The sequence below is a fragment of the Baekduia alba genome (assembly GCF_028416635.1).
In the GTDB taxonomy this organism is placed as follows: domain Bacteria; phylum Actinomycetota; class Thermoleophilia; order Solirubrobacterales; family Solirubrobacteraceae; genus Baekduia; species Baekduia alba.
Genome location: NZ_CP114013.1, coordinates 5,510,084 through 5,533,501, shown reverse-complemented (window position 1 = coordinate 5,533,501; position 23,418 = coordinate 5,510,084). Strand labels below are relative to the sequence as shown.

17 protein-coding genes are annotated in these 23,418 nt (G+C 68.4%); 11 read left to right on the top strand and 6 right to left on the bottom strand.

Annotated elements, in window-relative coordinates:
• The first annotated feature begins 23 nt into the window (after nucleotides 1-23).
• Complete coding sequence (locus DSM104299_RS27610) at nucleotides 24-536, top strand: hypothetical protein (protein ID WP_272474891.1); 513 nt, start codon at nucleotides 24-26, stop codon at nucleotides 534-536.
• Here the strand turns inward: DSM104299_RS27610 and DSM104299_RS27605 are convergent.
• The 4 genes from DSM104299_RS27605 to DSM104299_RS27590 all read right to left on the bottom strand — a co-directional run bounded on the left by DSM104299_RS27605 (nucleotide 533) and on the right by DSM104299_RS27590 (nucleotide 3,982).
• Nucleotides 533-1,267, bottom strand: a complete 735-nt coding sequence (locus DSM104299_RS27605) for an EAL domain-containing protein (RefSeq protein ID WP_272474890.1) — start codon at nucleotides 1,265-1,267, stop codon at nucleotides 533-535. The two genes, DSM104299_RS27610 and DSM104299_RS27605, sit on opposite strands and share 4 nt — an antisense overlap.
• Before the next feature lie 576 nt (nucleotides 1,268-1,843).
• Nucleotides 1,844-2,083, bottom strand: a complete 240-nt coding sequence (locus tag DSM104299_RS27600; protein ID WP_272474889.1) for a helix-turn-helix domain-containing protein — start codon at nucleotides 2,081-2,083, stop codon at nucleotides 1,844-1,846.
• 332 nt (nucleotides 2,084-2,415) lie between these two features.
• Entirely contained in the window at nucleotides 2,416-3,669 is a 1,254-nt protein-coding gene (locus DSM104299_RS27595; protein WP_272478116.1) for an MFS transporter, read from the bottom strand.
• A 127-nt stretch (nucleotides 3,670-3,796) separates the two neighbouring features.
• Nucleotides 3,797-3,982, bottom strand: a complete 186-nt coding sequence (locus DSM104299_RS27590; protein WP_272474888.1) for a hypothetical protein — start codon at nucleotides 3,980-3,982, stop codon at nucleotides 3,797-3,799.
• A 231-nt stretch (nucleotides 3,983-4,213) separates the two neighbouring features.
• Between DSM104299_RS27590 and DSM104299_RS27585 the strand changes: the two genes are divergently transcribed.
• From DSM104299_RS27585 to DSM104299_RS27565, 5 genes are all read left to right on the top strand, one after another.
• The gene (locus DSM104299_RS27585) at nucleotides 4,214-4,810 is read left to right on the top strand and encodes a hypothetical protein (protein ID WP_272474887.1); all 597 of its coding nucleotides are present in this window, start codon (nucleotides 4,214-4,216) and stop codon (nucleotides 4,808-4,810) included.
• 1,097 nt (nucleotides 4,811-5,907) lie between these two features.
• On the top strand, nucleotides 5,908-6,522 hold the full coding sequence (locus DSM104299_RS27580) for a hypothetical protein (RefSeq protein WP_272474886.1): 615 nt from the start codon (nucleotides 5,908-5,910) through the stop codon (nucleotides 6,520-6,522).
• 313 nt (nucleotides 6,523-6,835) lie between these two features.
• A complete protein-coding gene (locus tag DSM104299_RS27575; protein ID WP_272474885.1) occupies nucleotides 6,836-10,303 on the top strand; it encodes an NHL repeat-containing protein in 3,468 nt (1,155 codons plus the stop codon).
• A 9-nt stretch (nucleotides 10,304-10,312) separates the two neighbouring features.
• On the top strand, nucleotides 10,313-13,327 hold the full coding sequence (locus DSM104299_RS27570; protein WP_272474884.1) for a hypothetical protein: 3,015 nt from the start codon (nucleotides 10,313-10,315) through the stop codon (nucleotides 13,325-13,327).
• Nucleotides 13,328-13,586: 259 nt separating this feature from the next.
• On the top strand, nucleotides 13,587-14,465 hold the full coding sequence (locus tag DSM104299_RS27565; RefSeq protein WP_272474883.1) for a hypothetical protein: 879 nt from the start codon (nucleotides 13,587-13,589) through the stop codon (nucleotides 14,463-14,465).
• Nucleotides 14,466-14,730: 265 nt separating this feature from the next.
• Here the strand turns inward: DSM104299_RS27565 and DSM104299_RS27560 are convergent, their stop codons facing one another.
• Nucleotides 14,731-15,744 (bottom strand): glycosyltransferase family protein, encoded by a 1,014-nt coding sequence (locus tag DSM104299_RS27560; protein ID WP_272474882.1) that lies wholly within the window; start codon nucleotides 15,742-15,744, stop codon nucleotides 14,731-14,733.
• A 117-nt stretch (nucleotides 15,745-15,861) separates the two neighbouring features.
• On the opposite strand from DSM104299_RS27560, the gene DSM104299_RS27555 reads away from it, so the two are divergent.
• From DSM104299_RS27555 to DSM104299_RS27545, 3 genes are all read left to right on the top strand, one after another.
• Complete coding sequence (locus tag DSM104299_RS27555) at nucleotides 15,862-16,386, top strand: phosphoribosyltransferase (RefSeq protein ID WP_272474881.1); 525 nt, start codon at nucleotides 15,862-15,864, stop codon at nucleotides 16,384-16,386.
• Nucleotides 16,387-16,501: 115 nt separating this feature from the next.
• Nucleotides 16,502-17,536, top strand: coding sequence for a glycosyltransferase family protein (locus DSM104299_RS27550; protein ID WP_272474880.1), 1,035 nt, complete (start codon nucleotides 16,502-16,504; stop codon nucleotides 17,534-17,536).
• A gap of 791 nt (nucleotides 17,537-18,327) precedes the next feature.
• Complete coding sequence (locus tag DSM104299_RS27545; RefSeq protein ID WP_272474879.1) at nucleotides 18,328-18,738, top strand: STAS domain-containing protein; 411 nt, start codon at nucleotides 18,328-18,330, stop codon at nucleotides 18,736-18,738.
• Here DSM104299_RS27545 and DSM104299_RS27540 read toward each other — a convergent pair.
• On the bottom strand, nucleotides 18,725-20,362 hold the full coding sequence (locus tag DSM104299_RS27540; RefSeq protein WP_272474878.1) for an AMP-binding protein: 1,638 nt from the start codon (nucleotides 20,360-20,362) through the stop codon (nucleotides 18,725-18,727). The genes DSM104299_RS27545 and DSM104299_RS27540 overlap by 14 nt on opposite strands.
• A gap of 121 nt (nucleotides 20,363-20,483) precedes the next feature.
• Here DSM104299_RS27540 and DSM104299_RS27535 point away from each other — a divergent pair, with 121 nt between their 5' ends.
• Both DSM104299_RS27535 and DSM104299_RS27530 read left to right on the top strand, forming a co-directional pair.
• Nucleotides 20,484-21,584 (top strand): hypothetical protein, encoded by a 1,101-nt coding sequence (locus DSM104299_RS27535; protein ID WP_272474877.1) that lies wholly within the window; start codon nucleotides 20,484-20,486, stop codon nucleotides 21,582-21,584.
• Nucleotides 21,585-21,594: 10 nt separating this feature from the next.
• The gene (locus tag DSM104299_RS27530; RefSeq protein WP_272474876.1) at nucleotides 21,595-23,385 is read left to right on the top strand and encodes a hypothetical protein; all 1,791 of its coding nucleotides are present in this window, start codon (nucleotides 21,595-21,597) and stop codon (nucleotides 23,383-23,385) included.
• Nucleotides 23,386-23,418 lie beyond the last annotated feature (33 nt).

Here is a 23,418-nt window from a genome sequence, read left to right as displayed (position 1 = left end):
GGTCTGATGACATACTCGCGGCTGTGTCCAGACTCGCGATGGTGCTCCTCTGCGCGCTGCTCGGCGCGCTCGCGCTGACCACCACGACCGCCAGCGCCGGCGTCTCCAAGCAGTGCAAGCTGCTCTCGCCCGCCGACGTCGGCAGGCCGGTCGGCATGAAGCACCTCTCCCTGCGCGGCGTGACCACGTCGAACCCGTCGCTGACCGGGGTCAAGGGGCGGCTGGTCCTCTGCGACTTCCGCTATCCGAGCACCGGCACCGTCGCGTCGTCCAGCGTCGCGACGCTCCCCTCAGCGGGCGCCGCGCGCAAGGAGTTCAGCGCGCAGGTCCACCGCGAGCAGCGCCAGCCGGGCCTCAAGACCCGCAAGCTGTCGGGCCCGTGGGACGACGCGTACTGGCTGGGCCACGACGGCATCCTCGTGCTCAAGGGCCGCTACATCTTCCACCTGCAGTACGCCGACGGCCTGGCGAAGTTCAGCGCCGTGACGCAGGGCGTGCTCAGCGGGCTGGGCGCCAAGGCCGCGCGCCGGCTTTAGCGCGAGCTCGGGGCGCCAAGCGGCACCGCCCGCGCCTGTCCTTCAACCTTGTCGCCGCGCCAGCTGCGGCGGAGGCGTGCGCGCGGCCCAGCGCGTCGCCTGCTCACAGAGCTCCTCGACGAGCAGTCGCCGATCGGGTCGATGAGGCCGGTCTCCTCGGCGATCGGGATGACGTCGGCGGGCGGGACGAGGCCGTGCGTCGGGTCCTCCCAGCGCACGAGCGCCTCGACGCCGATCATGAGGCCGTCGGTCGGCGACACGATCGGCTGGCAGTGCAGGCGCACCTCGCCGATCGCGCGGCGCAGGCGCGTCGTCAGCGAGAGCCGCGCGCGGGCGTCGCCCTCCTGCTGCTCGTAGAGCGCGACGCTGCCCGAGCCGGTGCGCTTGGCCTGGGACATCGCGGAGTCGGAGCGCTTCAGCAGCGACTCGGCGTCGGTCGCGTGCTCGGGGAACAGCGCGACCCCGATCGAGGCACCGAGCTGGGGCCGGTTGGGCAGGCCGGTGAGCGCGTCGTGGTCGGCGACCTGGGCCTCCGCGCGCCGGGCGTCGAGGCGGTCGGTGGCCGGGACGACCGCGTTGAACCAGTCGCGGCCGCGCCGCGCGTCCTCGGCGAAACCCAGCAGCGCAGCCCTGGCGGTTGATGAGCTCGACGCGCCCGCGGGGCTCGAGGACGACGACGAGCGTCGACGCGACCTCGAGGTACGCTGTGCGCGGTCGCGCTCCTCGCGCAACGTGCGCTGCGTGTCGATCGTGCCGGTGAGACGACCACGCCGGAGCCCGCGTTGGGCGTCGGCGCGAGCGGGCGATCAGTGGATCCAGATCCACTGATCGGGGCCCTCGGCGTCGGTCCTGACGGCCATCCGCGAACGGGCTCACCGTCGCGCTGCGCCATACCGGTGAGCGACTCTTCGGCGGTGAGCGTGCGGCCGTCGCGCTCGTCGACGGACTCGAGGTCGTGGCGGAAGGGGGCGATGAGGCCGTCGTCGAGGCCCTCCACGACCGAGCGGGGGAGAGCTCTCGGCGGCGCGGGCGGCCCGGCGCGCGAGCTGCTGAGGGCCGAGATCGACGACGAGGCCGCGGCTCTTGATCTGTCCGGCCTGGTTGCCCTGCCGGCGCCGTGCCCCGAACGGCGCGCTCGACCCCCTGCCCTGCGGCATGTCCTCCCGGTACATCGACGCTCCGCTTCCGGGATCGAGGAAGCTGCACGGGCTGTGCAGGCTTCCGTGCGCCGACGAACATGTGCAGGGCTGGGGACGAGAGCTACGGTGCCGGCGTGACCACCTGCCGGCGAGGACCTACGGGACCCTCTAGATGACGGGCTCGGGCTCGGGCGCCGACTCCGCCGGCGCGATCAAGTCCTGAACCGGCACCCTCAGCGCAGCCGCGACCTGCATGACCGTCCGCAGGCGAGGCTCGCGCAAGCCGCGCTCCAGGCGGCTCACTTCGGTCGGGTGCAGACCCGCGAAGTGCGCCAGCATCTCCTGTGACCAGCAACGCTCCTTGCGCAGCCGGCGAAGGTTTGCGGCGAGCTGCATCTTTGCATCCATCACGCAATCTCCTGTCTTCCGCGTGGCCCCGAACTTACGGGTGTGTCCGATCGTCGGGGACTAGTTTGCCTGATCTTGAGCGGTGAGACACGAAAACGTGTGCAAACCCGTCAGCGCACTTGATCCCGGTGCAGAGACGTCCGTGACAGCGAGGGTTCAGGTGTCTCGCGCGCGGCCGTCGGACGGTGGCACAGACTCCGGTACCCGGCGTCGGTCGATGCGACGCCTGCCGGCTGGCATGCCGCCGCGCGACCTCGTTGTGGTCTCCACCCATGGTGCCGACGCTAACGCACGGAGATGCTCAGCGAAAAGGGCAATTCGAGCGGTTGGCCCTACTGGGTGGCTCGCGTGGGCTCCGGCGCTGCCAGGCGGGCGGGACGCAATTTCGAGGTGCCATGCGACCGAACGCCGTAAGCAGCGGCAAGTGCGGCCGCCACGAAGCACCCGACCGCGCCGCTCGCGAGGGCCGCACGAGGCCCTGACAGCTGGCCTATGGCTCCCACCAGCGGCCCTCCGATCGGGGTCGATCCCATGAAGGCGACGATGTAGAGGGCCACCACGCGACCCCGCATCGCGGGCTCGGCGCGCAGCTGCAGCGTCGAGTTCGTGGTGGAGGAGAACACGACGCTGGCCGCGCCCGCGACGCTGAGGCAGAGCGCGGCGGTGAGCGGAGACGGGCTGAGCGCGGCCGCGGCCAGCGCGGCGCCGAAGACGAGCGCCGCCTGGGCGATCGTCTTGACCCTCGGGGCGACCCGGCCCGCGATCGTGAGGCCGGACACGACCGACCCGGCGCCCATCGCGGCGTACAGGAGGCCGAAGCCGGTGGCGCCGAGGTGGAACGTGTCGTGCGCGATGAGCGGGATCGTGACCTGGAACTCGTAGGCCAGCGTCCCGACCAAGGCCATCATGATCAGCGGGATCAGGAGGTCGGCGCGCGAGTTGACGTAGGTCAGCCCGGCGCGCACCGCCTTCGGCGTGCGCGGGGGCGGCGTCGTGGGCCGGTGAAGCCTCGACGTGTCCATGAGGGTGAGACCGGCCAGCGGCGCGAGGAACGACGCGCCGTTGATCAGGAAGCACGCGCCGGTGCCGAGCGCGGCGATGAGGAGTCCAGCGCCGGCGGGCCCGACCATGCGCGCGGCGGCGGCGACGGTGGAGTTGATCGAGATCGCTCTCGGGAGGGCGTCCCGGTCGACGAGCTCGGAGACGAACGTCTGGCGCGTAGGGACATCGATCGCGCGCGCGAGGCCGAGGCCGAGGGCGAGGACCCAGACCATGGGGAGCGTGGCTTGGTGTGCGAGCGTTGCCGCTCCGAGCGTCAGGGCCAGCGCCCCTTGGGCGGCCTGCGTCCCGAGCAGCAGCTTGCGCTTGTCGGATCGGTCGGCGAGCGCGCCGGCCCAGGGGCCGAGGATCAGGACCGGGAGCGCCTGCAGGGCGACGGTGATTCCGAGGGCGGAGCCGGACGGCGTGAGCTGGAGGACAAGCCACGCCTGGGCGACGGTCTGCAGCCATGTGCCGGGGACGGAGATCAGCTGGCCGCTGAAGTAGAGGCGGTAGTTGCGGTTGGCGAGGGGGCGGGACTGGGTGATGCCTATGGGTTAGCAGGTGGGTGTGCAGGTGGCCTGTGGATCTGACGGGCGGCCGACCTGCCGCCTGGCGCTAGCGACCGCGACAAAGGCGCGCGGCATCGCTCACGGGGCGCAACACGGTCTCTTCTCATCGAAGGATGTCGTTCGCGTCGGCTTCCGCTTCGGCCTCGATCTGGCGCAGCAATGGATCGTCGTGGAGCGGCGGATCAGGGACGCTCACGGTTGGCTCCAACTTGGCATCGGCGAGCTGCCGAACGACCGGCAGGATGCCGTTCGGCCGAGCAGCAGCGTTTACGCGCGTGGCCTCCATCATCCGTTGCTGCGTTCGCCCTCGTCCCGCGGGCTGGGTGCGCCGCCCAGGGATCGACACGCCGTGAGCGCCCGGTTGGGTGTCGAGCCATTAGCCCCGGACGGCGGCGTGCTGCCTAGCTATGCCGCCTGGCTGTTGCGCTGTGCGACGCAGACAGATCAGAGTTGCTCACCGGGCCCGGCCTTGTTTGTCTTCTTACAGAAGGAGGGCGCTATGCCCAGCAGTCTGACGCGCGTGGCCGTCATCGCGGTCGCTGCGCTTGCGGTGGTCTTGTCGGTCACTGCGGTGTCGGCCTCGGCGTCGACCTGGCACAACACCGGCGCGACGGCGTTTACCGCTACGAGTGGCCCCGGGACATTGACCCTAGGGGCCAACACCATGGCGTGGTCGGGGTGCACTATGCCCCTCACGGCCGGGCTGTCGGACGCCGGTCCTACATGGGTCTCCGCGATGACCGGGAGTCTCAGGTGTGCGGGCGTGAGGATCGCCGGAGTCCCGTGGCACTTCTATTGTCCATCGGTCGATGTCGACGGCGTCCAGATGGGCGTGCCGCCCATTTCGGTCATCGTCCAGATCCGGATCAGGTGCTTCGCCGGGCCGGGTGCCACCAATGGCACGAATGATCTCTGCAGGATCGACGGCACGCTCGACGCGACCTACGTGAATCCGACGATGACCGACCCTGGGAGCTTCGCGACGAGGGACTCGAGGGTGACAGTGGCCAACAACCCACCCGGAGCGTGTCCAGCGTCACTTGGCTTGGGGGCGGCCACTCTGGCGAGGACCATGCTGAGGAACCTCCTGGCCGGGGCGATCATAAGGCAGCCATGAGCCGCTGAAATCGAGCGATGTCGGCGTGCCGTTGCACGCCGGCATCGCGCCTTCGTGCGCCACACCGAAGCTCCTCGGTACCAGCCCGGCCAGTCAAATGCGGTGCGCGCCTGACGAAGGCAGCGGCCCTGGGCTCGATCACGCCGTGCGCAGGTCAAGCTGCGGCATGCCCGTTCGGGCGCGGCCGCGCCCCTCAAGCAGGTAGGAGGAAGCTCACCAGGTCTCGTGGTGCTCGCCGTCGGTCTCATGTCGTTCGTCGCCGCCAGCTGAACGGCGGTGTCACAATGTGGGAATAGCGGAGACACGGCGTTCACGGCACCCCGTCTCGCCGTAGGCTCAACGCCAGGACAGGACGGACGTCACGGCGTCGGGGGTCATCACCGGCGACTTCAACGTGGAACACGCCCAGCGCCCCGGCCGTTCCTTGAGGAGTGCGTCGCCCGCGGGTGGACGTGACGACGTTCAACCGCGGCCGCGTTGCCTGGCGGGATCGGGTACATGGAACCGCACAGCCGACCAGTGCAGGGTCGCTAGCACTCTGGCCACCACTTATACCCACGGTAAACGCGGGCACGCCCAGGAGACCTCGGGCATGTCCGCCCAAAACGCGACGGGCATCACGCGCCCACGGCTCTGGGCAGCGGGGACGGGCTCGCTGTCAGCCGTCAGCATCGCCCCTACGTCGCGTGCCGGCCCGTCCCTCTCGGATCCGTGATGGCGCGCGTCGCCGCCTGACCGTCGAGGGCCGCGCTCGCACGAGCGCGGGCGGATCGGCCGTGCCGTCGGTGACGGACGCGCGCTCCCGAGCCGACCCCTGCCGGCTGGCAGATGCTTGCCGCCTGGCTCTGGGAGTGCGGCGGCATCTGTGTGAGATTCCCTGACGGAGCCGCACCACCCTGCAGGAGGTTGGTCGGGGCGGCCCGGGGCGTGCCGCACGCTCCTTGCGGAGGCCGAGACATAGCTCGAGGCCGAGGGATCCCGAAGTGCGTGCATGCCCTCTCGGGCGTGTACGAGGAAGAGTCGATGTGCGGCGCTTGAAAGCGTCGTATCAACGTTTCGAGGCGTTGAACGCTTCGGACAAACAGTAGGAGAGAGAGATGAGCAAGATCACACGGATCGTCACGCTTGTCGTCGGCCTGATGTCGCTGTTCGCGGCGATGTCCGGGGTCGCGAGCGCGTCGACCTGGAGCGCGAGCAGCACCGCAGCGTTCACCGCTACGGGCACGTCCGGCACCCTGAGCGTCGGGTCGAACACCCTGGCCTGCTCTGGTGGCAACGCCACTGGCGCGGTCACCGCCCTGAGCAACGCCGGCCCGACGTGGCTCAGCGCTGCTAACGGCGGCGTCTCGTTCACGGGCTGCAGGATCGGCGGCACGCCGTGGCACGCGTACTGCAGCAGCTACTCCCTCAACGCCCTGAGCTTCACCGGTGGCGTGACGACCGGCGACATCACGCTGAACACGGCGTGCCTCGCTGGAGTGGGCGCTGTGAATGGCACGGGGGACGTCTGCTCGATCACCGGTAGGCCCGGTGCGACGTACACCAACCCGGGTACGCAGGGCGTCCTCGGGGTGAGGGCCACGGCGAGCATGGCCGTCGGCAACGCCCCCGGCAGGACCTGCCCGCCCGCGTTGGGCACGGGCACGGCCACGCTGAGCGCGTTCTCGTTCTCGACCACCAGCGCGAGCCCGCCGTCCATCAGGCAGCCGTAGCCGCTCGCTGCGTGGGCGACGTCCACGCTCCGTAGCAGCACATGTTGGAAGCGTGGCCCGTCTTCTATCGGAGGCGGGCCACGCGCGTTGCGGCGCGGCGCTGCTCGGGCACTGCTGCCCGCGTCAAGGTCCTCGGAAAACATCCTTGACTCTGGGAAACACGTATGACTATAGTCGCCATCGGCCTCCGCCCCTCGATGTCCGGCGGAAGCATGGGTCGTCGAGGAGGAGTAGGAGTCGTATGTCTAGCTGTACCGGGTTCGCAACTCCGTGGGTTCGCGTCTGGCTGCAGGGACTGGCAACGGTCTGCGCGATGCTGGTGCTCGCCACGTACGCAGACGCGGCGACGCCCGGCACGTCATACGGCTTCCAGGCGAGCTTCGGCAGCGCCGATCTCGTGGCAAACGGCCAACCCGTGTCGACGGGCATTGCCGTCGAGCCCGGCACGGGCAACCTCATCGTCGCCGATGAGTACGGGGTCCGTGCGCAGGTGTTTGCGCCGGACGTCACCTTGGGCGGCACGTTCCTGACGACGCTCAACAGCGGCAGCCTCTCGATGTACGCGGCTGTCGACCCAACAGACGGGACCGTGTACGTCAGCGACGCCTTCGGCGGAGGCGTGGCGAAGTTCACTTCCGACGGCGCGCCGGTGCCGACCTACACGAGCGACCCGAGCTTCGCGGTGGATCCCGCGATCAGCGAGTGGACCGGGGGCGGCATGGCCGTCGACGGGACCACGCACGACCTGCTGATCTCCGACCCGTCGGTCGGTCGAGTCTTCCGCTTCTCGGCGAGCGGGACCCTGCTCTCGTCCTTCAACGGCTCCGACTCCGATCACGGGACCTTTCGCCACCCGCGCAACATCGCGGTGAGTCCTGGGGGTACGACGTACGTCGTCGACGACCGAACGCCGCTGCTCGACTCGACCGTCGAGTTGTTCGATTCTTCTGGCGTCGCTCAGGGGTCGCTTCCCATCACCGGCGGGCCGCAGGGCGTCGCGGTGGACCCTGCTACAGGTGCCGTCGTCGTCGTCGAGGACATCGGGACCGCCAACGCCAAGCTCGAGGGCTTCACGTCGACCGGCGTCCCGACATTCACGGTTCATCTCCCCGCGACGGCTACGGGTGCGAACCATGGCTTGGCGATCGATCCGGCCACCGGACGCATCTACCTGCAGACCGACGACGGCACGACGAGCCAGGTCTTCATGTTCCGTACGGGTGTGCAGGCGGGGCTCGACGCACCGGTCGTGTCGAACATCGAGACGACGAGCGTCCATGTCCGCGGGGTCGTTGCGCCCGGCGGAGAGTCGACCACAGCTCGTCTCGAGTACTGCCCGGCAAGCACCGATTGCGCAAGCTTCCCGATGTCTGACCCGAACGATCCGGCAAACCCTTGGCAGCGCGGCCCCGACCACCCGGGGCTAACCAGCAACGGCGAGGAGGCCATCGAAGACGACTTCACCGGTCTCCAGCCGAATGCGGCCTACCTCGTGCGGTCCTACGCCGAGAACTCCTTGACGAACAACACGTCCGCGACCACGTCGTTCAGCACGGCGGTCGTGCCACCGGCCGTGACGACCGGTGCCGCGAAGGAGATCACACAGGCCAGCGCCATGCTCTACGGCCTTATTGACACGATCGGGGACCAGACGACGTATCACTTCGAGTACGGCACCACGACCGAGTACGGCACCAGCGCTCCGCAAGGCGCAGAGGCGATCGCAGGCAAGGGTCGGACGCCGCGCACGTTCAGCCGTCCCATCAGCGGCCTTCGCCCGGGGACGACGTACCACTACCGCCTAGTCGCTCGGAACTCAGCCGGCGTGGCCGCTGGTGCAGACGCGACCTTCACGACCGACCCCGCGGACAGCCCTAACCCGCATCTCGGCTACGAGCAGGTCACCCCGGTCGACAAGCTCGGCGCTTCACTGAACACGACGTTCGGGTTCCAGGCCAAGGCCGACGGCACCGCCATCGAGTACATGACCGCCTCTGCGCCCTCGAACGCTCCGAGCGCGGCACAGTTCACCCGCTTCTTCAGCATGCGCGGCGCTGCCGACTGGGACCCCTGGGTCGCGCTGGACCCGCCACTCAACGTCGGTCGCGAGACCGCGTCCTCGGTCACCTTGGCGGTGTCCAAGGACTTCACGCACACGATGGTGGTCAGCAACCGCAAGCTCGCCGACGGCGGCACCGAAGGGGTGGGCAACCTCTACGCGGTCGACGTGAAGTCGCGCGCCTACACGTTCGTCGGTTCGAGCAACGTGCCTTCGGCGTACAACGTCATGAGCGGCATCAATCGAGCAAACATGTTCATTGCTGGAGCATCGGATTTCAGCTGGCTTGTGTTCGCGTCGCAGGTGCCGCTGCTTCCGGGCGTCCCGAGTCGGGCGCTGTATCGCTGGGACGCGGGTCGCGGGCTGCAGCTCGAGTCAAAGCTTCCCAGCGGGGCCGTGCCCACGAGCGGCATCGCCATCCAGGGGGTGTCTGGCGCTCAACGGATGGTCGCGGACGACGGGTCGCGCATGTACTTCACCCTCGATGGGGCTGATGGTGGCGTGTACGTCCGTACGACGAGCGGAACGACGGCCGTCTCGGTGTCGCATATCCTCGGCGGGCCAGCGACGCCGCAAGCAGCGCTCCTGTCGGGCGTAAGTCGCGACGGACGCTACGCGGTGTTCACCTCCGGGCGCCTCACATCTGACGCGCCGACGGTCACCGATCTCCGCAACATCTACCAGTACGACGCGGTCACCAATGAGCTCCGGTTCATTGGGACGATTCCCGCGAACCCGGAGCCGTTCTACGTCATGGCTGTCAGCGACGATGGTCAGACGGTGTACTTCGACGATGGCACCAACACGGTCGTCTGGCGCGGCGGCGTCCTCCAGACGGTCTCGTCCGCCCATCCGGGCCCCGGTGTCTTCGCCAGCCCGAGCGGACGGTACCTGGCATACGGCGGGTCGGGGTCTGAGGTCTACCTTTACGACGCGGACGCAGACCTGCTCACCTGCGTGTCGTGCCCGCCGGGCGGTGGGTCCGGAGTGGACGCGTCTCTGCCAATCGTCGATCGCAACGTCAGCAACCGGATTCCCCAACCGTTGACCGACGACGGGGAACTGTTCTTTGACACGCCGACGTCCCTCATTACGAGAGATAACAACGGCGCGCGGGACGTCTATGCATATCGCGACGGGAAGACGACGCTGATCTCCCCCGGCACCGGTCAGTTCGCCGCACGGTTCGCCGACGCGTCCACGAGCGGCGACGACATCTTCTTCACAACGGCTGAATCGCTGGTCGGCCAGGATCAGGACCAAGCCGACGATGTCTATGACGCACGTCTTGGCGGCGGGTTCCCCGGGCAGTCGCCCGCGCCGCGTGCGGCGTGTGCGAAGAGCGAGTGCGTCGAGCCAACCCCGGGGCCGGTGAGCAGCGCCCCCGCACCAGGGCCGGCGCAATCAGCGGCATCGACCAAGAGCCGCACCAACCAGACGAAGGCTCGTGTCTCGGTCGCGACGGTCTCGTTCACTTCCAAGGCCATGCACATCACTGTCCGGGTCTCCCAGCGAGGGCGGGTGCGCGTGAGTGGCTCACGGCTGACGAGCACCGTCCGGAACGCGGCGAAAGCCGGTAGTTACCGACTGGTCGTGCCATTGAGCAAGAAGGCTCGTTCCCTTCGGCGCGCGCATCGCAGCTTCAAGGTGTCTGCGCGCATCTCGCTCGCCGGCGGGTGGGGCACCTCGGTCTCCAAGATCTCCCGGACCCTCGGCAAGTAGGCGATGACCATGACCAACATGATGTTCACCGTGCGTCGCGGCCGGTTCGTCCTCCTCTCCGCTCTTCTGGCCCTCGTGCTGTTCTCGATGGCAGCAGCCAGCGTGGCGCGAGCGAACTTCCAGTTCGAGCAAGCCGGCGTTTCGCTCTCGAATCTCGACGGGACATTCGACCGTCAGGCGGGTTCGCACCCCGACCTTGCGGTCAAGTTCTCTCTGCCGCTGGACACCACGACCGTCCACGACGGCGAAGCGATCCCCGGGCCCCCGGAGGCCGTGCGGTCGGTCGACGTCGATCTGCCTCTCGGACTGGTGGGCGATCCGACACCGTTCCCGACATGCTCACCGACGGAGCTCGCCAACCCCGGGCAGGCCTTCCCCAATTGCCCAGTAGACGCGCAGATCGGTGTCGCTGACCTCGAGATCGGCGGGCCCAGCGGACCGCAGCCGCTGCGGGTCGGCGTCTACAACATCGCTCACGGCCCGAACGTCCCGGCGCGGTTCGGGTTCTTCTACCTCGGCACCGTGGCCGTCATCGATGCACGTGTGCGCCCTGGTGACTACGGCATCTCGTCGGGGAGCTTCAGCATCTCCCAGGCGGTCGCGATCCAGGCGGTGACACTGCACCTCTGGGGCGTGCCCGCCGATCCGGCGCACGACTTCGATCGTCAGCCTCGTGGCGCGCCTGAGGTGGACGGTCAGCAAGCGGTGTCCACGAGCCAGCCGCGGCTGCCGTTCTTGAGCCTTCCGACGTCGTGCCCAGGCACCCCGATGTCGTTCACGATGCGGGGTGACAGCTGGGAGCACCCTGGCGCGTTTGATACCCGCGTGCTCTCGTCCGATCTCGACGGGACCCCCTTCATGATCGACGGTTGCGAGCGTGTCGGGTTCGATCCTTCCGTCAACGTTCAGCCGCTCTCCCACACGGCTGACGCACCCACTGGGCTCAACGTCGACATCGACGTGCCGCAAGCCGCCGCCCCCGATGGCTTGGCTACAGCCCATGTGCGCAAGGTGGCGATCGCATTCCCAAAGGGGATGTCCGTCTCCCCGTCGTCCGCCGCTGGACTCGGCGCATGCACGCCAACGCAGATCGGCCTCGGAACCAACGATGCCCCTGCGTGTCCCGACTCGGCCAAGATCGGCAGCGTCACCATCGACACGCCGCTGTTGCCTGATCCATTGCACGGCGACATCATTCTCGCTACGCAGACCGACAACCCGTTCCGCTCGCTGATCGCGATGTACATCGCCGCGAAGGGACCCGGCTTCTACCTGAAGCTGCCGGGTCGCGTCGATCTGGACCAGGTGACCGGTCAGCTGACCGCGACGTTCGACAACACGCCGCAGCTGCCGTTCTCTCACATGCGCGTGAGCCTGCAAGGCGGTTCGCAGGCGCCGCTGGCGACACCCCCGAGCTGCGGTAACTACACGACGCGTACCGAGATTACCTCTTGGGCGTCGGACAACGTGGTCGCTCTCGACACGCCGATGGCGATCGACCAGGGCTGTGACAGCCCGGCGTTCGCCCCGTCCTTCACCGCGGGGATGACGAACCCGCTCGCCGGCCAGGACTCGCCGTTCGTGTTCACGCTCACCCGCGCTGATCGCACGCCTTACCTGTCGTCGATCGATGCTGTGCTGCCAGCTGGCATGCTCGCTCGGATCGGCTCGGTCACGCAATGCGGCGCCGGCCCGGCTGTGACCGGTGCATGCCCGGCAAACAGCGCCGTCGGAACCGTATCGACCCTGGCCGGTCCTGGAGCTCAGCCGCTGGCGCTCACGGGCCGCGTGTATTTGACCGGTCCCTACAAGGACGCGCCGTTCGGCCTCTCGATCGCCGTCCCAACGGCCGGTCAGGCAGGGCCGTTCGACCTCGGCGTTGTCGTCGTTCGGGCTGGCATCTACGTCGACCGAACCGATGCCCACGTGACGGTCAAGTCGGATCCGTTGCCGACGATCATCCAAGGCATCCCGCTGCGGCTGCGGCAAGTCAGCCTCTCGATCGACCGACCCAAGTTCATGTTCAACCCGACGAGCTGCAAGCCCTCGGGTGTGTTCGGGAGCTTCGGGGCGTTGGGAGGCGCCACAAGCCAGCAGGTCGCGCTGTTCAAGATCGGCGGTTGCGGCGATCTCGACCTGCGGCAGAAGCTCGCGCTTCAGTTCACCGGCAAGCGCTCCACGACCGACGGCACTCATCCGGGGATCACGGCCAAGCTCACAGACGTTCAGGGCGGCGCGAATCTCGCGAGGGCGGAGGTGAAGCTCCCGCTCTCCGTTGCGCTCGACCCGGACAACGCACAGGCGCTGTGCAAGCCCGCGCAGCGGGCGGCCCTGGCGTGCCCGAAGGCCTCGATCGTCGGAACCGCCACGGCGGTGTCTGTGCTGCCGCACCCGCTCAGCGGGCCGGTGTATTTCGTCGAGGGTACGCGGAAGAGTCCGTCAGGCCGCGTCATCGCGACCTTGCCGAAGCTTTGGATCCCACTGTCGGGCGATGGGGTGACCATCGACGTCAACGCGGATTCCAACGTCGACGCGATCAAGCGCCTTGTGACCACGTTCCGTGACATCCCGGACGCACCGATCTCGCAGTTCAGCCTCAAGATCAACGGCGGTAAGCACGGAATCATCGTGGTTTCGGGCCGCCCGGGAACATGCGATCGCGACAAGACGATCGACAGCCGCTTCACTGGGCAAAACGGCCAGGTCGAGGTCTCGACAACGCAGGTCAAGGTCGATGGCTGCAAGCCCACAGTCACGAAGACGAAGGCCACGTCAAGCGCCGTCACGCTGCGCGTCGCGAACCTCGGCGCCGGAAAGCTCACGCTGAGCGGCTCCGGGATGATCAGCAAGGCTTCGCGCACCTTGAAGGCCGCCGACGAAGCGTCGATTTCCGCGAGACTCACGCCGAAGGCGCGAGCGACGCTGAAGCGTCACGGCACGATCCGATTGACGCTGACGGTGGGCTATCGTCCGCGCGGCGGCAAGGTCGTCAATGTCAAGAAGTTGGTGACCGTCCGGCGCTGACATCCGGCCCGGCATCGCTCAAACCCGAAGGGGCACCGCATGGTGCCCCTTTGTGGTTTATCGACCACACCAAAACACTAGTGTGTCTATTGACTACGGGAAACAAGTGCAGGTATGATCTGACGGACCGGTAAGCGCGAAGGTCACGCGCGGAGCACCACGCCGGTCCGTGGGGAGAGAACTTGAGACGGACTGGCCTGAATGGTCGCTCGGTCTCCTGCGCCCGCGATTCGGTTGCACTAATCAACAGGAGGGTTCTATGCGGATCAAGATGTCCGTAAAGCCGCTCGTGACGGCAGCAGTCGCCATTGGCGTGCTCGCCGCTTCGTCGTCGGCAATGGCGGCCGCGCCGACGGGCGTGTACGCCCCGTTCAAGTACTGCCCGTACACGAACACCGCGGTCCAGTCGTGCCTGGTGTCCACCTCCACGGGTGGGGCGTTCCAGTTGGGTAACGCAAACGTGCCGGTCACCTCGTCCACGCCCGTCGTGCTTCAGGGCGGCTTCTCGCTGAACGATGACTTGACGACGACGTGGTTCAACGCGGTCGGCGCCGACACGCTGGTCAAGACCCCGCTCAAGGTTCCGGGTGGCCTTCTCGGCCTCGTGAGCACCGGGGGCTGGTCCGGCTTCCTCATCGACGCGTTCAACAACGCGGTCGCCGCGGCGAACGACGTGTACGCAACGGCTGAGCTCGTCGGTCCAGTCAAGTTCGACTACTTCAACTACCTCATCGAGGAGGGCTCGACCGTTCAGCTGCCGGTCCGGATCCACCTCGAGAACCCGTTCCTGGGCCCGAGCTGCTACATCGGCTCGTCGTCGAGCCCGGTCACGTTCAAGCTGACCACTGGCCTCACCACTCCCCCGGCCGGCACGACGCCGATCAGGGGCAGCTCGGGGCTGACGAGCAGCACGCCCGATGGCACCGTCGTGACCGCCACGGGTGTCAAGTTGGTCGACAACGCGTTCTCCGTGCCGGCAGCCAGCAACTGTGGCTACCTGCCGCTGGACAAGATCCTGATCACCGCCGCCGTGAACCTCAAGGAGGGCCTGCCCTCCGCCGCTGGTAGGAACAGCGCCACCCTGACCGGTGGGTTCAAGCAGGGCGATCGCGCCGCCACGCAGGCGAGCGTCCACTAGCAGTCGGATCGACCACCGCCCGGCTCTCCTAAGGGTCCGAGCGAATGGCGATCAACGCAGGACAACAGGGGCGCCCGAAAGGGCGCCCCTGTCGCTGCTCGGAAGGCCGTCCGCCGTGACTCGCCCGAAGCCGTCGCGCTTAGCAGCGGCGTTCCGAGGTCCCCGTGTCATCACCTCGTAGACGTCCGCTCGTGATGTGCTGAGACGCCTTCTCCACGAGCCCCGGAGGCCCGGACCGTGGAGCACGTCGTACTGGAACGTACGTCTAAACGGCGGCGGAGCGCGCGAGGGTCGCGCGCTTCACAGCGGTCTCAAAGACCTGTTCCCACTGGTCGGCCGCCGCGTCGATCGTCTGCGACAACGCCCAGGCCTTGCCGTTGCGCCCCAGCTTCTTGCGCAACTTCTTATCGCGGACAAGTCGCTCGATTGCCTGCTCCCAATCGCAATCTTCTACGAGTAAGCCCCCATGCTTCTCGCCGAACCCTTGGTACGGCTTCCGGGGCGAAGCGAGCCACGCGACACCAGACGCTGCGTACTCCTTGAGCTTGATGTTCGATCGGGCGTTGTTGAACAAGATGTCGCAGAGTGGGGCGAGCCCGATGTCGTAGCGGGCCATGTGCTTCGGAAGATCGTCGAAGTGCGCGACCGGCTGGCGCGTGTAGCGCTCCGGGAGCCCAATATCCACACCGACGCTCTCGACGCGGACATTCGGATGCGCGGACACGACGTTCGCCAACACATCACGCAATCTGAGCTGCACCAGGTCTTCGGTGTGCTCCACGCCGGCGATCCACCCGATGACGATGCCCGAGTGACGTTGTGATCGGCGCCAGCTGCGGCGATTGAGGCAGTTCTCGATGACCGCGATGTTGGTTACGCCGTTGCGCTCGTACTTCGCCCGGATCGTGTCGGTGGTCGTGGTCATCACGTCCGCTGTCCGCGCCATACGGACAGTGTCTGCGAAGCGCCGCTGGCCCTTTAGCGCGCCGACGTTCTTGTATGTAGGACTATGCTTTGGGATCGCGGACAGGTCGTCATCGGTGTCCCAGACGATGGCGACTCCGCGCTCGGACAGGCGCTTCAGGGAGCGCCGGAGATGATCCTCGCTGCGACGGAACACAAAGACGGCGTCGCATGCTTCGAGTTCGTCGAGCTTCGGATCACCGCTGTCGTCGTGCGGCCACACGATCTCGTGGCCGCGACGCTCCATCGCCTCCAGCGGGTATACCCCGCGGTAGTAGGCAGCTGCTGTTGGCTCGAACATCGCTCCGATCCGCATGCTTCGAGGATCGCGCATGCAACGGTGTTGTCGCAAACGATCCTGGGTCCGATCGGCATAGACTTGCCTGCTTGTCAACGGTCTGCGCTAGATCGACGAGAGGGCTACGCTGGTGACATGGAGGCCTCGCACGCGCTGGACAAGACCACCGACTCGCGGCCACGCGAGGTCATGACGTGGACGCATCTCGGCGAGGCGTCGCGCCATCTGGCGCAGGCTGTTGCTGACAGCGGCTGGCAGCCCGACATCGTGCTTGCGATCGCGCGGGGCGGGCTTCTTCCTGGTGGCGCGGTCGCCTATGCGCTTGGCGTCAAGAACTCGTGCGCGATGAACGTCGAGTTCTACACCGACGTCGACCAGCGTCTCGATGTCCCGATGGTGCTCCCGCCTGCGCCCGAGCTCGTCGATCTTGGCGACAGCAAGATGTTGATCGTTGACGACGTGGCCGACACTGGGCGCACCCTCGAAGTGGTTCAGGGCTTTTGCAGTGGCAAGGTCGCCGAGGTTCGCACGGCGGTGCTGTATGAGAAGCCCCACTCGATCGTCAAGTGCGACTACGTCTGGCGCCAGACCGACCGTTGGATCGACTTCCCGTGGAGCGCGGAGCCACCCGTTGCTGGTGGCGGCGCCGCTCCAGCCTAGGTCTGCCGAATTGGCAGCGCTGGCGTTCGCGTGGTCGTTGCCCTCACCTATTCAGCACGTCTAGCATCGTGATGGCGGATCGTGTCCGAGGAGGTGGGGAGTGAGAGTTGGGGTCGTGTACACCACGGAAGTGCCCAACGCGAACTATCGAGCAGTTTGGCCGGCGGAGGCATTGCGCGCGCGCGGAGGCCATCAGGTCCAGATGCTCGAGTACGACCTCAGGCGCAAACTGCGCTACGACCAGTTGTTCAGCTGCGACGTGGTCCACGTCTACCGCCGGGCCGATCGGGGCGTCATCAAGTGCGTCGACGACCTCCGTGCCCGTGGCGTTGCGATCACTTACGACAACGACGATGACATCCGCCTAGCGCCGAAGGAGGCGGAGACGTACAAGGCGATCGGCGGCGCGAAAGGCGAGTTGGATTTCCGCGGTCAGACCCACATGATGCGTCGTGCGCACATCCTCACCACGACGTCACAAGGTCTCGCGAGTCGCTGGGCCTGCGAATGCGACTGCCCGATCGAAGTCGTCCCAAATTATCTTTCGCCGATCCAGTTCGTGGACGGCCCGCGGAACAAGGAGGGCGTCGTCATCGGTTGGTGCGCGGCCGCTGAGCACGCGGCCGACGCCAAACGCTTGAGGATCACCGAGGTGCTTCGACGCGTGATGCAGCGATGCCCTCACGTGCGGGTCGTGACCATCGGGATTCGTCTAGAGCTCGACGGCAACCGGTACGTGCATCACCGATACGTCCCGCATCATGACCTCGGGAGAGTCGTCCGTGCGTTCGACATCGGCCTCGCGCCGCTAGCGGACATTCCGATGGCCTACACGCGCTCAGACGTCAAGGTCAAGGAGTACGCGGCCGCTGGTGTCCCATGGATGGCCTCGGCCCGCGGACCCTACGCCGACCTCGGACCGAAGCAGGGCGGCTTGGCAGTCGGGGACGACGCGTGGGAGGACACGCTCGTCGCCCTCGCCGCCTCGAAGTTCAAGCGGTCGCAGTTGCGCCGCCGCGGCGAAAAGTGGGGGAAGTCGCAGGACATCGCCAGGAACGTTGAACGCTGGGAGGCCGTCTGGGAGCGCGCCGTCGCTCTGGCAGCTGCTCAGAGGCCGACGCAGGCCGGCCGCGTCGCTGGCCTTCGCTGACCTACCGCGTCGCCCGGTACGCCCGCCCATGGACCGGGATAACGGCTTCTCGCGACGGTCACCGTCGCGAGCGCCTCGCCCGGCCCACCTGTACACGGGGCTTGATCCGCCACGCCACCGCCGACTGGTGCTTGCTGCCGGAACGCCACCTGGCGGCTCGACGGGGGTGCCCAGGTGACGGGGCGCTGGCAGCCCGGCGGTCCTGCCTCGGGCGGTCGCGGCGACGGGTCCCTCATCGGGTCGGCGAAAGGCCCATCGGACGCCCAACGACCGGCGCCGCGTGCGCCTCCGCGCGCAAGCCTTCGACCCGTGTCTGAAGACGGCATCGCCGTCCACTTGATGACTCTCTCGCCTGTATGATCGATGAGCATTGCCAACCGGCATGGTTTCCCTTGACGGCTCGCGTCCGACTGCGTGACGAGGACTTGCCGAGTTGGCAGGTATGGACTTGCGCTTGAGAGCCGCCAGTGTGTACCTTCGAGACATAACGAATCCCGAACGCGCAGGACCCGTTTGGGGCCCCAGGATGGCGCGGGAAGGATTCAGCAGGGCTGGGCTCGCGCGCTGCGGAAGGCGAGCCCACCTGCACCGCGGCTCGCTCGATGGTCGAGCTGCACGCTCCCGGCGACCCGACGCGGAAGGGGTCGCCGGGATGCGGACTTGGAGGCGTGGGCCCGGCGACCTGAGAAGGTCGTCGGGACCTGCTCGCGCGCGCACGCGCGCGCCTATGCGTCTGCGCGCGACATTCATAGGCTTGAGGGACCCGTTTCCTGGGCAATTACCTCAGCGCCATGAAGCAGCCGCCTGCCGTCACGATCCTCACCGGAGAGCTCGATCTCCATGCGTCGCGCACGCTCGGCCAACGCCTGAGCGAGGAGGTGGGCGCCGGTGTGACGGCGTCCGACGTCATCCTCGACCTGTCCGCGGTGTCGTTCATCGACTCCAGCGCGCTCGGTGTGATCGTCCAGGCCGACCAGCGTCTGGGCCGCCAGGGCCGCGGGCTCGCGCTCGTCGCGCCGGAGGGCACGGCCGCCGCGGATCTCGTCAAGATCACCCACGTCGACCGCAGCCTCCGCGTCGCCGCGACGCGCGAGGAGGCGCAGGCCAGGCTGGCGGAGACCACCACCGCCACCGCCACCGCCGCCACCGCCACCGCCGCCGCCAACGGCGACACGGCGGCGCCGCCGCCTACGCCGTCCTGATCCCCGCCACCGCCCCGAGCCCCAGTTCGGCGATCGCCGCCTCGCGCAGCTTGAACTTCTGGACCTTCCCGGTGACGGTCATCGGGAACGCGTCCACGACCTTCACATAGCGCGGGACCTTGAAGTGCGCGATCTTGTCGCGGCAGTACTCGCGGACCGCCTCGCCGTCGAGCTCGACGCCGGCGCGCGGGATGATCCAGGCCATCAGCTCCTCGCCGTAGCGCTCGTCGGGCACGCCGATGACCTGCACGTCGGCGACGTCGGGGTGGCCGTAGAGGAACTCCTCCAGCTCGCGCGGGTACACGTTCTCCCCGCCGCGGATGATCATGTCCTTGATCCGGCCGACGATGTTGACGTAGCCGTCGTCGTCGATCGTCGCGAGGTCGCCGGTGTGCATCCAGCCGTCGATCAGGACCTCGCTCGTGCGCTCGGCGTCGTCCCAGTACCCCAACATGACGCTGTAGCCCTTGGTGCACAGCTCGCCAGTCTCGCCGACCGCGCAGGTCTCGCCCGTCGCCGGGTCGGCGATCTTGATCTCGAGGTGTGGGTGCACGCGGCCGACGGTGCCGACACGCTTGTCGAGCGGGTCGTCGGCGGCCGTCTGCGTGGACACCGGCGAGGTCTCGGTCATCCCGTAGCAGATGGTCACCTCGCTCATGTGCATGTCCTCGATCACGCGCTTCATGACCTCGACCGGGCACGGCGAGCCCGCCATGATCCCGGTGCGCAGCGAGGACAGGTCGAACGACGCGAAGTCCGGGTGCTCGAGCTCGGCGATGAACATCGTCGGGACGCCGTAGAGCGACGTGCAGTGCTCGGCCGCGACCGCCTCGAGCGTCGCGCCCGCGTCGAAGGACGGCGCCGGGATCACCATGCACGCGCCGTGGGTCACCGCGCCGAGGTTGCCCATGACCATGCCGAAGCAGTGGTAGAACGGGACCGGGATGCAGACGCGGTCGGCCTCGGTGTAGCGGCAGCCCTCGCCGACCAGGAAGCCGTTGTTGAGGATGTTGAGGTGGCTCAGCGTCGCGCCCTTGGGCGCGCCGGTCGTCCCGCTCGTGTACTGGATGTTGATGGGGTCGGTCGGGTCCAGTGAGGACTCGCGGTCGAGCACGGTGTGGTGCGTGACCTTCTTGCCGGTGGCCAGGAAGTCGTTCCAGGCCTGGTCGCCGATCCACACCACGCGCTCCAGCGCGGGCACGTCGGCGTCGACGGCCTCGATCATCTCGAAGTAGTTGGAGGACTTGAACGTCGGCGGCGCGAACAGCAGCCGCGCGCCCGACTGGCTCAAGGCGTAGGCCAGCTCGCTCGTGCGGTAGGCGGGGTTGATGTTCACCAGGATGGCGCCGATGCGCGCGGTCGCGAACTGCAGCAGCGTCCATTCGGCGCAGTTCGGGCTCCACACGCCGATGCGCTCGCCCTTGCCGATCCCGTAGGCGAGCAGGGCCTGCGCGACGCGGTCGACCTCGACGTCGAGCTGCGCGTAGGTCAGCCGGATGCCCTGGTGGCGGCTGACCAGCGCGTCGCGATCGGCGTGCCGCCGCGCGATGTCGCGCAGGTGCACGCCGATGGTCTGGTGCAGCAGCCCGGGCTCGGCGGGCCCGCGGACTAGGGCGGTCGTCATCGTCCCATCATCTTCCTCTGCGTCAAGCGGCGCGCGAACACGAGGTTGTGTGCGAACGTCCTGATTTCTGGGTAACACGGGGCTGGCGGCGGAGAGCGCCGGCTCGGCAGGAGGGGAACTCATGAAGATGCTGTGTGGACGTGGCGCGTTGCTCGCCGCGACGATGGTGGTTGGCCTGAGCGGCGTGGCGCCCGGTGCGGCGTGGGCCGACTTCGGCGTGTCGAAGTTCGACGCCGGCACGTGCACCCAGAACGTCGAGCCCAACGGCCAGTGCTCGCGCGACACCCCGGACCTCTTCTACCGCCAGGCGGCGGGCCATCCGCCGTGGGGCATCACCGACTTCAAGTTCAACACGACCGGGTTGCTGCAGGCGCCGGACGGCAACGTCAAGGACGTGCGCGTCGACCTGCCGGTCGGGTTGAGCGTCAACCCGGAGGCGACGCCGAAGTGCGCGACCGCGCAGCTCGAGGCCGCCGCGTGCCCGGCGGCGTCCGCGGTCGGCACCAACTACATCACCGCGATCTCGGGCGGCGTCCAGGTCCCGATCAGCACCACCGTCTACAACATGGAGCAGCCGCAGGGGATGCCTGCGCGCTTCGGCATGACGGTCCCGCTGGTCGGCGGGGAGATCTACCTCGACGGCGGCGTCGCGTGGGACTCCGACTACCACGAGTCGTTCGACATCCGCGACATCACCGACGCGATCCCGCTCGTCGAGACGCGCCTGGTGTTCGACGGCCGCGCGGGCGACGGGACGTTCATCACGATGCCGAGCGGGTGCGATGGGCCGCAGGTGACGCACCTCGGGGTGGACTCCCATCAGCAGCCCGGCGTCTTCCTGCGCTACGACACGACGACGCCGGTCGGCGCGGTCGGGTGCGACCAGCTGCCCTTCGCGCCCGGCGTCAAGGTCGCGACCGACACGCGGCGCGCGGGCGCGCCGGCGGGCGTGACGATCGACGTGACGCTGCCACAGAGCCCGAACGGCAAGGATCATCCCAACACCGCGACGCTGCGCGACGCGCACGTGACGATGCCGGCGGGCATGGCGCTCAACCCGTCGGCGGCGACGGGGCTGGAGGCGTGCACCGACGACCAGCTCGGCAAGGGCACGATGCGCCCCGTCACGTGCCCGGCGGCGTCGGCGATCGGGACCCTGCAGATCGAGACGCCGGTGCTGCCGGCGGGGACGCTGAGCGGGAGGGGATCCGCTCTCGGGTGACGAGTACCGCATGTTCCTGGTAGCGGACGCGCCGCGGTACGGCGTCTCGGTCCGCCTGGTCGGCAACGTGAAGGCCGACCCGGCCACCGGGCAGCTGACGGCGAGCTTCGTGAACAACCCGCAGATCCCGGTCAGCCTGGTCCGGGTCGCGCTGCGCGGCGGCGACCGCGCGACGCTCGTCAACCCGCCCGCGTGCGGGACGTCGGACGCGTCGGCGCGCTTCACCGCGTGGAGCGGGCAGACGGCGACGGCGACCGCGCCGCTGACCGTCGACGAGGGCTGCGGCGCGCCGTTCGCGCCGACGTTCGCCGCAGGCGTGTCGTCGACCAAGGCGGGCGCGAGCCCGTCGTTCAGCACGACGATCGCGCGCGGCGAAGGCGACCAGCCGCTGTCGCGCATCGACGTGTCGCTGCCGCCCGGCCTGCTGGCCAAGCCGGCCGGGATCCCGCTGTGCGACGCCGCGCGCGCCGCGGCCGGCACCTGCCCGGAGACGTCGCGGATCGGCTCGGTCGCGGTAGCGTCGGGCGCGGGCGCGGCGCCGTTCGCGCTCGGCGGCCGCGCGTACCTGACCGGGCCCTACGGCGGCGGCCCCTACGGGCTGTCGATCGTCGTGCCGGCGGTGGCGGGGCCGTTCGACCTGGGCGTGGTCGTGGTCCGGGCGTCGATCCAGCTGGACCGCGACGACGCGCACGTGCGCGTGCTCAGCGATCCGCTGCCGACGATCCTGGACGGCATCCCGCTCAACGTGCGCAGCGTGACGGTGACGATCGACCGGCCGGACACGATGCGCAACCCGACGAGCTGCGGGCTATTGCAGATCGCAGGGTCGCTGACGTCGACCGGCGGCGCGAACCTGCTGCGCAACGCGCCGTTGCAGCCGACCGACTGCGGGGCGCTGGCCTTCGCGCCCAAGACGGCGATCGCGCTGACCGGCGCGACGCAGACGCGCGACGGGAAGCACCCCGGCGTCGACGCGACCGTCACGCAGCCCGCGGGGCAGGCGAACATCAAGAGCGTCGAGGTGACGCTGCCGCTGACGTTCGCGCTCGACCCCGACAACGCCGAGACGCTGTGCGAATACGACGACGGGCTGAAGGGCGTCTGCCCGGAGAAGTCGGCGATCGGGACGGCGACCGCGCGGACGCCGCTGCTGCCCAGCGAGCTGAAGGGCAAGGTCTACTTCGTCAAGGGCGTGCGCTTCAACGCGAAGGGCCAGCGGATCCGGACGCTGCCGACCTTGTTGGTGTCCTTGCGTGGCGACATCGCGCTGGACCTGCGCGCGACGACGGCGGTGGACAAGCGGTCGCGCCTGGTCACGACGTTCGCCGGGATCCCCGACGCGGCCGTCTCCTCCTTCCACATGGTGTTGAACGGGGGCAGGCACGGGATCCTGGTCGTGACGTCGGGCAAGGACGTGTGCGCCGGCGCTCAGAAGGCCGCCGTGGTGGCGACGGGCCACAACGGCAAGCAGCAGAAGACGACGGCGGCCCTCGCCACGCCGTGCTCGCCCGCACCCAAGATGGTGCACATGGCCCGGCTGGGCGGCGGGCGCGTGAGCGTCGCGCTCCGCTCCGCCGCCGCGGGGCGGATGGTCGTGCGCGGCGCGGGCGGGAAGTGGACGTCGGTCACCCGGAAGGTGCGCAAGGGCCAGCTCGTGCGCGTGACGCTGAAGCCGTCGCCCAGCGCGCGCCGGTCGCTGGCCCGTGGACGGAGGGTCAGCGATCGCGTCAGCGCGACGTTCACGGCCAACGGCAAGGGCGCGACGACGATCAAGGGCAGAATGCTGCGGCTGACGCGCTAGAGTGAGTCGTGTCATGCAACTCACTCCTCGGAG